The 13,126-nt window shown below is 57.7% G+C and carries 10 protein-coding genes; 5 read left to right on the top strand and 5 right to left on the bottom strand.

What is annotated here, in order from left to right; translation table 11 throughout:
- Positions 1–412: 412 nt before the first annotated feature.
- The 4 genes from FAES_RS14995 to FAES_RS14980 all read left to right on the top strand — a co-directional run bounded on the left by FAES_RS14995 (position 413) and on the right by FAES_RS14980 (position 6,457).
- Entirely contained in the window at positions 413–817 is a 405-nt protein-coding gene (locus FAES_RS14995) for a hypothetical protein (RefSeq protein ID WP_015332082.1), read from the top strand.
- A gap of 158 nt (positions 818–975) precedes the next feature.
- Entirely contained in the window at positions 976–2,607 is a 1,632-nt protein-coding gene (locus FAES_RS14990; RefSeq protein ID WP_015332081.1) for a T9SS type A sorting domain-containing protein, read from the top strand.
- 178 nt (positions 2,608–2,785) lie between these two features.
- Positions 2,786–4,060 (top strand): PQQ-dependent sugar dehydrogenase, encoded by a 1,275-nt coding sequence (locus FAES_RS14985; protein WP_015332080.1) that lies wholly within the window; start codon positions 2,786–2,788, stop codon positions 4,058–4,060.
- A 348-nt stretch (positions 4,061–4,408) separates the two neighbouring features.
- Positions 4,409–6,457 carry a thioredoxin domain-containing protein gene (locus tag FAES_RS14980; RefSeq protein WP_015332079.1) on the top strand — a complete coding sequence of 683 codons (2,049 nt, stop codon included), beginning with the start codon at positions 4,409–4,411 and terminating at the stop codon, positions 6,455–6,457.
- Between the two features lie 62 nt (positions 6,458–6,519).
- Here the strand turns inward: FAES_RS14980 and FAES_RS14975 are convergent, their stop codons facing one another.
- Both FAES_RS14975 and FAES_RS14970 read right to left on the bottom strand, forming a co-directional pair.
- Positions 6,520–7,179 carry a hypothetical protein gene (locus FAES_RS14975; protein ID WP_015332078.1) on the bottom strand — a complete coding sequence of 220 codons (660 nt, stop codon included), beginning with the start codon at positions 7,177–7,179 and terminating at the stop codon, positions 6,520–6,522.
- Between the two features lie 118 nt (positions 7,180–7,297).
- Positions 7,298–8,071 (bottom strand): hypothetical protein, encoded by a 774-nt coding sequence (locus tag FAES_RS14970; RefSeq protein ID WP_015332077.1) that lies wholly within the window; start codon positions 8,069–8,071, stop codon positions 7,298–7,300.
- Between the two features lie 85 nt (positions 8,072–8,156).
- Here FAES_RS14970 and FAES_RS14965 point away from each other — a divergent pair, with 85 nt between their 5' ends.
- On the top strand, positions 8,157–9,320 hold the full coding sequence (locus FAES_RS14965; RefSeq protein WP_015332076.1) for a hypothetical protein: 1,164 nt from the start codon (positions 8,157–8,159) through the stop codon (positions 9,318–9,320).
- Positions 9,321–9,352: 32 nt separating this feature from the next.
- Here the strand turns inward: FAES_RS14965 and FAES_RS14960 are convergent, their stop codons facing one another.
- The 3 genes from FAES_RS14960 to FAES_RS14950 form a co-directional block, all read right to left on the bottom strand.
- A complete protein-coding gene (locus FAES_RS14960) occupies positions 9,353–10,546 on the bottom strand; it encodes an MFS transporter (protein WP_015332075.1) in 1,194 nt (397 codons plus the stop codon).
- Between the two features lie 72 nt (positions 10,547–10,618).
- Positions 10,619–11,506: a S1 family peptidase gene (locus FAES_RS14955; protein WP_015332074.1), complete on the bottom strand. Its 888-nt coding sequence runs from the start codon at positions 11,504–11,506 to the stop codon at positions 10,619–10,621.
- A 114-nt stretch (positions 11,507–11,620) separates the two neighbouring features.
- Positions 11,621–12,985: an OmpA family protein gene (locus FAES_RS14950; protein WP_015332073.1), complete on the bottom strand. Its 1,365-nt coding sequence runs from the start codon at positions 12,983–12,985 to the stop codon at positions 11,621–11,623.
- Positions 12,986–13,126 lie beyond the last annotated feature (141 nt).

The raw sequence follows: 13,126 nt of genomic DNA, 5'->3' as shown, positions 1-13,126 counted from the left end.
AAATGCGCTTTGGTATAGCATTTGTTAACACCCAAATTCTGTTTACTAATATACTATACAATAAACTTAAATAGCGTATCCTTCATTAATAGTGAGTTTATTAAATATCTCAACAAAACCCAGCCTTTTCTTGCGTTCGTTGGTATATTCTTTGCCACTGACTAACGTAAATTGTATTTACCTTAATCGAATCCATATGGCTCTATTTTTCCCGAATAAACGTGTGATCAGCCCAGACAAAATCAGCTAAAATCCAATAGCGCTCACCTATGAGTTAGAAACAATTTCGGCTAATAACGGCCATCCGCCTCACATCCCCGATAAAACCGACTGATGGCTGCCGCCCGAAGACATTACCCATTCAGGGCTTTTTTCCTTACCGGGGCATTGCCCACCGTAGCTTATCATTTTCATGAAAGACGTTATCCAACTCCTTCACTCCTACGCCCGGTTTCGGGCCGCCGTATTACGCTCTCTGGATATAGCCAATCTGTCTAAAGCTGAGTTTGCCCGTATCACAGGCATGGAAGCCAATTCGAAATACCGTCGGCAGCTAAATCCAGCCCTCTGGAAACCAGCCGAACTGCATCAACTGGGCGTTGGGTTAGGGCTCATCGATGGCAGCTCGTTCAAACTGGCTGAGTTGGCCAATATGATCAGTAAGTTGCCCGACCCGGTCCGCAAATCAGTTTGTCGGTATACGTTACTTACCAATCGAAAGCTGGAGCAACGCAGCCAATCGCCCGAATCGTGGCAACCCTACGAAGTGGACAAGATTTTGTATTTTCTGGAAACAATGGCTATCCAAACGAACTAGCTGTAGCGTAATCCGAACGTTGTCGTCGGTAGCGGCCTGCAGTGCCGTCCTGTAAACTAACTGGACCGAGCGCAGCAGAGCCTTTGCCTAATCTGCTCAGGCTGAGGAGGCAACCCGCAGCCCCAAATTGGCGTTTAGTGTCTGAATCGTTCCCATTCATGACAACACGGCTTACCTCCTATCGTCTACTGTTGATCGCCTCAGGCCTGCTCAGCGTCCTGACCACCGCTGGCCAAATACGTTGCGCAGAGCCGCTGACTTTCGCGCCCGTCAACGTACCCAGCCGGGTCGAATGGAGCAAATTCCCCGCGTTCTCGCTGCCGACCGCTTTCACGGTGATCTACGGAGCCCCGCGTTTTTCGGGCGACGAAAACGGGCCGCTCACCCACGGATTCAACCGGGTTCGGATCGGCAAAGCGGTTGAGTCGATAGGTACTCAGCAGCGTGTGCTCGAATGGTCGGGGTTCGCTTATGGGCTGAACCAACCCTGGGAAACCCTCGAAAGCCCGTGGGCCAACGACCTGGGTGCCTACCGGGCGCGCTGGGAAGTCTGGTTGCGTGAACAGTCGGGTGGCCAGACCAACGCAGCCGGTCAGTTTATTCTGCCTGCCGACGTGCTGATGGTTGACATCGAGCGGCAGATCGATACCGACGTGGGTATTTTAGCCTTGAAAACCAATGCGGCAATTCCAGCCCAATACCGCGCCCTGTCGGATGCCGAATTCGTGCAGGCCTATAAACGGGATATGCTGGCGCTGTATGCCGAGGGCCTGAGCTATATCCGGCAACGGGCCGACCTCTCGCGCACCATGCTGGGTACGTATAGCGACACGCCCATCCGCAACACGTACCTGAACGTGGTAGCCAACTCCTGGGCCGACTGGACCACCAACCCGGCCCGCGTTAGTTACCTCACCAAAGAGAGCGGTGGGCAACGCGTGGGGGGGGCTTTTTATGACCAATTGTCGTTCCTGGGGCCATCAGCCTACTATTATTACGATTATGGCGACCCGGCCCGGCCCAATCCGCTGGCGGGCGATTACCTGGCGTACATGCTGTTTCAGATCGAGGCCAACCGGGCCTGGAGCACAAAGCCCGTTATTCCGTTTGTCTGGCTGCGTTTCCACAATGGGTTTAACGATTACCCCAAACAGATTCCGGCTCACATGGCCGAAGCCACAGCGATTTTCCCGTTTCTGGCGGGTGCTAAAGGCCTTTGGCTGTGGGATGAACAGGGGCTGGCCGAACGGCAGCAAGACCCACTCGTGGCCTATGACCGGTTTATCTACGGTCTGTATCGCCTGTCGCAGTTCAACGACAGCTTCCGGGGTAATTATGAACTAGTCGCCGAAACCAACGCCCGCGATCTGATGAACGACCGCAAGCCCGTCTGGCGGGGTGTTTTTGCCGATAACAAGCTGTTGGTAGCTGCCCACAACCCCTACGCCTCCGACAACCAGCAGACGGTCGTGCCGATCCGGTACAAAACCTGGCAGGGTAGCCTGACGCTCACCGGCCGGGAGGTAGCCCTTTGCCAATATGATCTTAGTTTGCTGGCGACCGAACCAACGCTACCCACCCTGCGCGTTTACCCTAACCCGGCGAGTCGACAGCTAACGATCGAGTCCACAGCCGCTGGCGAGGCAGCCCTGATCGACGTGCGGGGACGCATTTTGCGGCAGTTTGTGTTAGCGGCGTCGACCCCGTTGGTTATTGACACCGCCGGGCTCTCGGCCGGGCTTTACCTGATTCGCGCCAATGGTGTTACCAAACAAGTCGTTATTCGGTAGTAGCCAGTCATTATACCTAACTAATATACCAGTATTTAACCCCCTTTTTTCCTGTATTTGCTTAGCCAATTATGAACTTTAATGGTATTATTGACGCATTTTTTACTACAAAAATTACATAGATCATTTTTTTATAAACGGTGCGTTATAGTAATTGCATGGATAAACGCATATTCATATGAAATTACTTTCACCAAAAACCTTGCCAGTAGTGGCTGCGCTGAGTGCCATCGGCCTGTACAACTGCTCGCAGCCTGAATCGACACAAACAGTCATGCGCAACGGGCGTTTGCTAGCCGTAGGCTGCGACTCGATGGCCACCCTGCCCGACCCCTATGCCACCCCTTCCGTTTCTCGGCCCAGCTCTGTCGTGGCGTGGCCTATGGGTAAAACCCCGACGGCTCCGGCTGGCTTCACCGTTACTGAATACGCCCGCGGGTTGTCGTATCCGCGCTGGACGTATGTTTTACCCAATGGCGATGTGCTGGTTGCTCAGGCTGCTACGTCGAATAGTGCCAACCGGATCACGCTCTTTCGCGATACCAACAAAGATGGTAAGCCTGATGCCTCTTATGCCTTCATGAGTGGCCTGAACAAGCCGCTGGGCATGGCCTATCTGGGCGGCTACCTGTTCATTGCCAACACCGACGGCCTGATGCGCTACCCCTACACGAGCGGACAGACCAAGATCACGACAACCGGCACCAAAATTCTTACCCTGCCCGCGGGTGGTTACAACAACCACTGGACCCGCAACGTGATTGCAAACCCGGCCGGCACCAAGCTGTACGTATCAGTTGGGTCGGCCAGCAACGTGGGCGAGTACGGGATGCAGTACGAAGTTCGTCGGGCCGGTATTCTGGAAATCAACCCCAACGGAACCAGCGAACGTATTTATGCCAGCGGCCTGCGCAACCCGGTTGGAATGGCGTGGCAACCGGGCACAGGTACGTTGTGGACGGCCGTTAACGAGCGCGACGGACTGGGCGACGAGCTCGTGCCCGATTACATCACGAGCGTGAAAGACGGCGGTTTCTACGGCTGGCCCTATTCATACTATGGGCAGCGTGAAGACCCCCGCCGGAAAGGGGAGCGCCCCGATCTGGTGGCGTCGGCACTGGTTCCCGACTTTGCATTGGGGTCGCACACGGCGTCGCTCGGTCTGGCTTTCTACGATAAAACGAGGTTTCCGGCCAAATACCTGAACGGGGCGTTTGTTGGCCAACATGGCTCGTGGAACCGCTCCACGCTGGCTGGTTACAAGGTGCTGTATGTTCCCTTCGTGGATGGCAAACCCTGCGGCCAACCCGAAGATTTCCTGACGGGCTTCATCGCCAACGCCTCGACGCGGCAAGTGTATGGCCGTCCGGCGGGGGTTACGGTGATGCCAGATGGCGCTCTGCTCGTTGCTGACGATGCTGGCGGCCGAATCTGGCGTGTGCAGGCCAACTAAGCGGCTATCCCTGTCCGTCGACACAGGCAGCGGGCTACCCGAAACACTGGTTTTGGGTAGCCCGCTGTTTTTGGTGAAGGCTCCAGCTATGTGTAGGCCACAAGACGTACCTGATTTGTGGCGGTGGCTGAACATTTCGGCGCTTCAGACAATTGATACCGATACACACCCGCCAAGCTTTCTCAACGGCTCGGCAGCGGTGTTCTGAAAACGATCGTATCAACCAACATTGCAGCACGCGGCCAGCACCGACTTAGCCGACGCACGTAGCTGGTAAAGGGCACACCAGCGCCCATCAGAGCCGTGTACATTCAGTAAATCCGTGTTATCCGCGTGCCATTGCCACTCATGAACCGACTTGCCAGCGAAACCTCGCCTTATCTCCTCCAACACGCGCACAACCCCGTCGACTGGTTTCCGTGGGGTGATGAAGCCCTTGCCAAAGCCCGTGACGAAGACAAACCCATTCTGGTAAGCATTGGCTACTCGGCCTGCCACTGGTGCCACGTGATGGAGCGCGAATCGTTTGAGAACGAGCAGATTGCCAAGATCATGAACGAGCGGTTCGTGTGCATCAAAGTGGACCGGGAAGAGCGGCCCGACGTGGATGCGGTCTACATGGAAGCCGTGCAGGCGATGGGCGTGCAGGGCGGCTGGCCGCTCAACGTGTTTCTGATGCCCGACGCCCGCCCGTTCTACGGGCTAACCTACGCGCCCCCGCAAAACTGGGCTAACCTGATGGTGGGCGTCCGGCAGGCGTTTGACGAAAATCGCGATGAATTGCTGCGGTCGGCTGAGGGCTTTGCCGAACACCTCAACACTTCGGAAAGCACCCGCTTCCAATTGCAAACGGCCGAGCCGGTCTACGCCCAGGAAACCGTGGAAACGATGTACCGCAAACTGGCCACGCGTTTCGATACGGAGTTGGGCGGAACCGGCCGCGCGCCCAAGTTTCCGATGCCGTCGATCTACACGTTCCTGCTTCGCTACGCCGATCTGACGGGCGACCCCTCGGCGTTTCAGCAACTGACGCTTACCCTCAACCGCATGGCCCTCGGTGGTATTTACGATCAACTGGGTGGTGGGTTTGCCCGTTACTCGACGGATAAACATTGGTTTGCGCCCCACTTCGAGAAGATGCTGTACGACAACGCGCAATTGCTGACGCTCTACAGCGAAGCGTTTGCCATGACGGGCAGCGCCCTGTATCGCTTCACGGTGTACCATACTATCGAGTTTCTGGAACGCGAACTGCTTAGCCCCGACGGCGGCTTTTATTCGGCGCTGGATGCCGACAGCGAGGGGATCGAAGGTAAATTTTATACCTGGTCGGCAGACGAACTACAATCGATTCTGGGCGATGATTATGACTGGTTTGCCCAGTTGTATACCATCACCCCCGAAGGCAACTGGGACATCGGTCATGGCCACGGCCGGACGAACATCCTGCACCGCACGGAAACCAACCCGGCCTTTGCCGATCAGCTGGGCTGGACGGCCGCCGAACTGAATGAGCGGCTTACTACCGCCAAAGAAAAACTGCTGGCGGTGCGCAGTCAGCGGGTCCGGCCCGGCCTCGATGATAAGCTGCTGTGCTCGTGGAATGGGCTGGCGCTGAAAGGGCTGGTATCGGCCTACCGCGTCTTCAACGAGCCCGAGTTTCTGTCGATGGCGCTGCGGCTGGCCTTTTTCATCAAGCAGAAACTAACCGACGGGCGCAACGGGGGGCGGCTGTGGCATAGCTACAAAACGGGCCCGGATGGCGTGGGTCGGGCGCGGCAACTTGGTTTTCTGGAAGACTACGCCGCCGTGATCGACGGGTACGTGGCGCTCTATCAGGCGACGTTTGCCGACGAGTGGCTTACCGAAGCCGATCGCCTGACGCAGTACGTGCTGGCGCATTTCAACGACCCGGATGAGCCACTGCTTTTCTTTACCGACAAATCGGGCGAAGAACTGATTGCGCGCAAAAAGGAGTTGTTCGACAATGTCATTCCGGCCTCCAACTCAATCATGGCGCAGAACCTCTACACGCTGAGCCTACTGTTGGAACGCCCCGAGTACGCCGAGCGGGTCGATCAGATGCTGGGCCTAATCCAACCCCTGCTCGACAACGAAGTGAACTACCTCACCAACTGGGCGTCGCTCTACACGTTGCGGGTACGTCCCACGGCCGAAATCGCGATCGTTGGGCCGGATGCGCAGGAATTCCGCCGCGACATTGACGCCAAATTTTTTCCGAACAAAGTCCTGGCAGGCACCGACTCCCGCAGTTCGTTGCCGCTGCTGGCACAGCGCGGCCCCATCGATGGCCAAACGGCGATTTATGTCTGCTACAACCGCGCCTGCCAACTGCCCGTCACCAGCGTTGCGGCCATGTGGGAACAGGTGGGTTGAGAAGGTAGTTTTCTGTTTCGGGTTTAAACCCGAAACGGAAAACTTTTTTAAACTCGAAACGGCTACAGTTTGAGCCGGAACTTGCCATTAGTCAGCGTGACGGCGTCGGTTTTGTCCTGCCGCTTATAGCCGTTGCCTTCCGGGTCGATGTCGGAGTCGTAACCCGTTGTTTTGGTGATGGCTTTATCTTCCAGTTTGCTGGTTAAGCGGCCGAGGCCGCCGAAAACCGTCGCCGAGGCTTTCTCTTTCCAGTAGGAACCGGCCAGCGCCACACTCGTAAACTGGGCTTCCAGAAAGCCGTCGGCGCCCTGTTTCACGGTCATCGTTTCGTGGTTATTCTGCGATTTACCCACGTGATATTCCATACGGGGTTCGCGGGTTTCCTCCACGTATTTGATCACGGCGATGCCCTTATACGTACCGGCGGCCAGCGCCTCTTCCCAATTCTTTTTGGTATCGGGCTTATCGGCGTCGACGATCAGGTACGTTCCCGGTACCAGCACATCGGTCTTGTCGACATTACCGAGCCACACGCGGATCGAGCGGTCGGGTTTTACGCTGTTGGCGGTAATCCACCAGTAGCGGCCCAGCTGAATACGCCGGGGTTGCGTTTCGTAGGGCTTCCCGTCGATCTGAACGGAGAAGCGATTATCGTTGGCGATCTGACCAAACGAAGCGGTCGTGGCGGCAAGCAGTAGCAGGAAAGCGTAAACGGATTTCATGAGTGATGTTGGCTATTCGTTTCTATCCGAAAAGTAGCCGCTATCCCCCCTGAATTTGTTACCGATTTCGTGATCGGTCAGTGGCTTTGCGAACGGTAACCTATGTACCTGATTTGGATTAAAATACCCGATTTTTCGACCGAAACTGGATCGTTAGGCCCGCCGAAAAATTGACCATGCTCAGCGTACGGCTGGTGCTATAGGTAGTTACGTTGGTAAGGCCGCCCGATTTTTCTTCGAGTGGAATGTTGTTAAACCGGAACGTAGCGGTACTGTAGTCGGTGCTCATGTGCAGGCCCACAACGGGCGTGATCCGATACCGGAGCGTCATACCCAGGCTGCTCCCGATGGCGGTAGACTCCTGGTTGCCCGACCGAAAGCTCGTTTCAATCATGTTGACGGTGCCTTGTACGCAAGTCTCGGGGCAGGTTGCCCAGGCTTGCCCGGCCAACGCCCGGAAGTCGATGGCGACGCGGCCGAGCGGCACGGTCACGTAGGGCCCCAGCATCACGCTGCGGCTTTGCCACTGCCCTCTAGGACCGGCCGACGCCGTGACTTTAACCGGCTCGCCCGCCAGTTGCGGGTACTGCTGCGCCAACGCAGCGGGTTGAATGGTATGCTGTACGGTCTCGTAGCGAGCCATAATGCCCAACGGCCCGCCTAACCGGTAGCCGCCCGAGATACTCAACGCCCGGCCCGCCACGGCCATACCGCTGCCAGACCCTTCGGTGCAGTTCACTACCTTACCGAAGTTACCTGTGGGCAGGCTAGTGCCAATGGAAATGGAAAAGAAACCGTTTTTTTGCAGGCTATTGTAGATGAAAGCCTTCTGCGCCCAGCTGGCCGAGGTAGTCAGCAAGCCCGACAGGAGTAGGATAAAGCGCCATTTCATAGCAAGACGTGTTCATATAATGAGTTGGGTAATCACCGTACCACAAAAGCAATGCCATTACACGTAACCCACCGTCTTTTTACTTATGAAATCTGACGCGACTACTCAGCTGCTCCGACAACTAACCACGAATCAGTCAGTTAGACAAGCGGGCCTACCTGGTGGTCTGGTGCTTTCATACCGCCATAATCCAGCCTGGGGCTACCGCCGGCTCGACGTAAATCTTTTCTTTACCGCCATCTCAGTCTTCACGCTACAGCGGCTCGCCCCCCTGCTGGCACCCGACGAACAGGCGCTGGCCGCCGCCTTCGTTAGCGCGGCCACAGGTACGTATCCGGCCTTTCGGAATGCGCCGAACCTACCTGTCGCTGGCCAGCAACCAACTCCGCTTGGCGACATTACGCCGAGCGGCACTCCGCCGGTCGACACTCCGCTGGGTACGTATAATTTCTACGCGACGAATCCGTCACGGCACTTTCCGAATGGCCGGTTCATGCACCGGTACCGTCATTTCAAACTCCCCGACGACATCGACGATACGGCCATGGTATACCTGACCGCTAATCCCACGGCTGCCGACCTCGACTACCTGCACCGCAAACTGGCCCGGCACGCCAATCAAACCCACCAGACCATTCGGAACACATTTCCCGAATATCGGGCGTTGCGTGCCTACTCGACCTGGTTTGGTGAGCGCATGCCCATCGAGTTCGATGCCTGTGCCCTGGCCAACATGCTTTACTGTGTGTATGACCATGGCCTGCCGATTGACGAACACGCTACCGACAGCCTGACCCTGCTGGCCGACATGGTGAGCAGCGATCGTTACCGCACGGCCCCGTTTCACTGCGCTCACAACTACGCCACCACACCCCTGATTGCCTACCATATTGCCCGGCTGATGGCGGCGCACGACCCGCCCCTGCTGCAGCCCATTCGCGCCAAGCTGATCCGGGATATGCAGGCACTGACCGCCCAACCGCTGAACCCAATGGAGCAGGTGCTGCTGGGTACGTCATTACTTCGGCTAGGGCAACAGCCACCGCCTATTGAGCTAGCGGACATCGAGGCGGCCTTCGGGTCGTTTTCGTTTTTTATTGCGGGCATGCTGTCGGCCTATGAACAGCCCCTGCTGCGGCGGCTTGCCCCCCAGCCGTTCTGGCACATCCGCTGGCAATGCGACGACCATTGCCGGGTGCTGCTGATCGAGTACCTCGTGTTGCGGCGAGCCGCCTCTCAGGTACGTTAGGTACGTGTATCAACGGCCTCAATAGGGCCGAATCACTGCCGGTTGCGGATCAACGCAATACCCGTAGCGGCCAGCACGCACAGGTTGGCCATAAACAGCCAGAGTACCGTAAAGCCAAACCGCTGGGTGAGTTGTGAACCCAGGAACGGACTGCCGACCTGCGCCAGCGCCCAGGCCATCGAATAGACACCCATGTATTGGCCCCGGTTACTATCCGACGCCCGGTTGGCCGCGAAGGTGAGCAGAAACGGCATCGCCAGAATTTCACCCGCCGTGAACAGAAATACCGACACCCACTCAACACCGGGCACCTGGGTCTGGATGAGCGTCAGCAGCGCCAGCCCCGTCAGCAGAATCCCCGCGGCGGCAATGCCCAACCGGCGCTGGAACCGCTGTTCGAGCCAGTAGACCAACGCCATTTCGACCGCTACGATCAGGAGCCCGTTGAAGGCGTTGAGCAGGCCGATCTTGGCCTCCGGCAAGCCCAGGCGCTGTTTCAGGTAGAGCGGCATCAGGCTGAAAAACTGCATAAACGCCGTTGTGTACGCCACGACGCAGCCGATAAAGAGCAAAAACGTGCCATCGCGCCAGGGCGAACGAACCGAGGCGACCTCAGTGGTCTGGTGGTCGGCAGCAGGTGTTGGCCGGGCGGGGCGCGGCAAGGCGTACAGCAGGTAGAGGGCGGCGCCAATGCAGGTCAGGCCATCGGCCCAGAAGAGCAGGTGGTAGTTGATGCCCGCCAAGATACCCCCAAGGCCACCGCCAACCGCCCAGCCCAGATTGATAGCCAGCCGGTTGAGCGAATAGGCACGAGTGCGGCTGTCGGGCGTGCTGTAGTAGGCCAACGCCGCGTTGTTGGCGGGCCGAAACGAATCACCGAGCGTGGTGAACACGAACACCAGGACGCACAGCCCCTCGAAGCGGGTGACGAATTGGAGCGCCACCAGCATACACCCGCCAAACAGTAAACTTCCGGCCTGAATCCAGTAAAACCCGATACGGTCGGTGAGTTTGCCGCCCAGGAACGTACCCAGCAACGCGCCCGATCCGTAAATGGCCAGCACAACCCCCGTTTGCTCCACCGTAAACCGCAGTTGCTGCGTCATGTAGAGCGACAGGTAAGGGAGCACCATCGTCCCCGACCGGTTGATGAGCATCACCACCGCCAGCAGCCAGACAGGCCGCGTCAGTCCGGTATAGGCCTTTCGGTATAGTTGCAACAGCATGGCGAGATTCGGGCGTTGGTAAAAGCGGTTTCCACTACCGATCGACACAGGGCCGATACGTACCTGACGGCATCAGGCTTCGCTGTACGGCACGTCGTTTTCGGCCAGAAACCGCTTGATCACATCGGCGTGGACGCAGGCCCCCACGTTCAGGAAGGGGTAGTTCGACACACGGGCTTTGCGGCCGTTGACCAGCACGTGCTGATTCTCGATGTCGAAGCCCAGGTGCAGGTGGCGCGTTTCGGCCTGCATGCCATACACCAGCCCGTTAACGTCGAACAGCGGGCCGCCGCTTTGGCCCCGCAACCCCGGCGTGCTCAGTTCAATCCCCGTTACATTGGCCCCATCATCCGACAGGAGCCGCGTGATAATGCCGTCGATCGGGAATTTAGGCGTGGTTTCACGGCCGCCGGCGATCCACTCAATATCGTCGTCCCGCTCGTTGTAGCGGTAATTGGTAAACTCAGGAAAGGGATAGCCCAGCCGGCACAGCGAACGGCCCGGCCGCGCCCGCGAGCTGTCGCGCAGGAACACCGCGTGGCTTTTGTAGAGTCGTCGTTTGTAGCCTTTAAAACGCAGCAGCGCCAAATCCTGCGTAGGATGCAAATCAATTTTCAGGTCGGTAAACTGATCGACGCAGTTCATGAACAGATTACGTACCCGGATAATCGTTTCGGGTTGGAAGCCAAACTCCTTCTCTGTTTTCTGGAGCAGATGGGCGTAGTTTTTATCCCGTTGGAACTGCCGGATCGCGGCCCGAAAGGCGTTGTAGCGACCAAAGATGGCATCCGACTGCCCGATGATCTCGGCGACGTGTTTGCAGGTAACGGCGCAGGCATCGTCGTTCACAAAGAACAAGGTAGCCGTGCCGGGAACAATCTCACTGTGGCCGTAGAGGCGTAGAATAGAATGAATAGGGCGGGTGAATAAATCGACCTCGTCGATAGCGTCAGCAAACATAGCGGCAAAAGTAAGGCAGCGCCGCCTGGAAACTACAGCGGGCGCCCCCAGCGCCACGAAAGTAAATCGACTTTCGTGACGCTGGGGGCGCCCGCTAGTGGAAAGTTGGCCTGGTTAGAGCTTGAGCACGACGACGTCGATGCGGCGGTTCTTCTGACGGCCTTCGGCGGTATCGTTGGAGGCCGTCGGTTTTTCGGCCCCAAACCCCTGCGCCGTTACCCGGTCGGCGGCCACATCGGCCGCAATCAGCGCCGACCGAACAGCATTGGCCCGGTCGATAGAGAGCTTCCGGTTCGTGTCGGCATTGCCCGTGTTGTCGGTATGGCCCTGAATGTTGATCTGCAAGCCCGGATAGGCCTTCATGATCTCGATCAGGTCGTTTACGTTGGGCTGCGACTCGGTGGTGATGCGGGCCGAGTTGGTATCGAACGTGAGGTTTTCAAACGTAAACGTACGCGGTACCGGGCGCGTCTTGCCCGCCAAAAACTGCGCCAGGTTTGCGTTGAACGATCGCTCGGCTACCTTTAGCCGCCGCCCGCCGGGGAGTTCGACCTGCACCAGTACGGGCATCGCCGTGCTGCTGGCGGTCGAGTCGTTGTTATCGAAGGGGCCACGGGCCGTATCCTGGGTCGAGGCATTCGATTCGGCAATGTTCTGCCGAGTTGCGGCAGAGGTGTCTTCCTGCCGATCCGACTCAGCGCGGGCGGTGGTGTCGGTGTAAATGCCGTCGGTAGCCGTTTGTGGCTCGCGGCACTTTTGCACGATCAGGAACAGGATCAGCGCCCCCACGGCGATCATCGCCCAACGCAGCCAGCTTACGTTTTCACGTTCCCGCTCGACCAGCGGGCTTTTGGGAATATCCGGGTTGGAGGGCGTGCTGGTAAACGTGGTGATACCCTGCGCCTCGTCGCCCGACGGGTGCGGCAACTTGGCAAAACCTAGGGTTGTAGCCAGACTGGCCAAACCTGCGGGCATGTTGGCGCGGACTTCGTCGATTTGCCCGGCCATCAGGGTACTCAGGTTAAAACCGGTGAGGCCATTGTCGAGCACCTGTCGACCCAGTATGCCTTCAAGCACCGATCCGACCAGATCCAGCAACGACACGGCCGACGCTCGGTTGACGTGGCTATGGGCGGCAATCTGCCGGGCCACCTCGTCGACGCGGGTCGATAACAGCCGTTGGACAAAGTCGCTGCCTCCGGCAATAGCCGACTGGGTTTCGGCAGCCGTATCGGTTACCTGACCAATATCAAAGGGGGTTGCTTCCTGGCTGTATTTCGTCTGGCGAAGCACGTCGACAAGGGCATCGGCATCGCCGGTCGACTGGGTACGGGCGACTAAGGTGCCCAACAGCGTTGGAATGGCAGCGGCAATGGCGGCGCCGACATTAGCCGGTTTTTCACCTAACCGTTCGCCCAACTGATCGACAACCGTCGGCGTAAACTGAGAAGAAAGATAGGCGTGTATGTTGAGAGCCATGTGTTCATCGGAGAGTGGTGAATCAGGCTATCAACCGCCGGAGCAGGCGGAATGTTGAGGAAAGGAAGCTCAAGGCCCCAGATAGACCAAGGTCCCGGATTGGCTGTCCACCGTCAGCCGAGCCTGAACGGCTCCACACGG

This window comes from Fibrella aestuarina BUZ 2, from assembly GCF_000331105.1.
Taxonomy (GTDB): Bacteria; Bacteroidota; Bacteroidia; order Cytophagales; family Spirosomataceae; genus Fibrella; species Fibrella aestuarina.
This window is presented reverse-complemented; position numbering and strand designations above follow the sequence as displayed.

Bases quoted from the DNA above. Each gene is read 5' to 3' on its own strand.
- FAES_RS14950 (WP_015332073.1), bottom strand. From the start codon at position 12,985: ATGGCTCTCAACATACACGCCTATCTTTCTTCTCAGTTTACGCCGACG.
- FAES_RS14955 (WP_015332074.1), bottom strand. From the start codon at position 11,506: ATGTTTGCTGACGCTATCGACGAGGTCGATTTATTCACCCGCCCTATT.
- FAES_RS14965 (WP_015332076.1), top strand. From the start codon at position 8,157: ATGAAATCTGACGCGACTACTCAGCTGCTCCGACAACTAACCACGAAT.
- FAES_RS14980 (WP_015332079.1), top strand. From the start codon at position 4,409: ATGAACCGACTTGCCAGCGAAACCTCGCCTTATCTCCTCCAACACGCG.
- FAES_RS14990 (WP_015332081.1), top strand. From the start codon at position 976: ATGACAACACGGCTTACCTCCTATCGTCTACTGTTGATCGCCTCAGGC.
- FAES_RS14995 (WP_015332082.1), top strand. From the start codon at position 413: ATGAAAGACGTTATCCAACTCCTTCACTCCTACGCCCGGTTTCGGGCC.
- FAES_RS14960 (WP_015332075.1), bottom strand. From the start codon at position 10,546: ATGCTGTTGCAACTATACCGAAAGGCCTATACCGGACTGACGCGGCCT.
- FAES_RS14985 (WP_015332080.1), top strand. From the start codon at position 2,786: ATGAAATTACTTTCACCAAAAACCTTGCCAGTAGTGGCTGCGCTGAGT.
- FAES_RS14975 (WP_015332078.1), bottom strand. From the start codon at position 7,179: ATGAAATCCGTTTACGCTTTCCTGCTACTGCTTGCCGCCACGACCGCT.
- FAES_RS14970 (WP_015332077.1), bottom strand. From the start codon at position 8,071: ATGAAATGGCGCTTTATCCTACTCCTGTCGGGCTTGCTGACTACCTCG.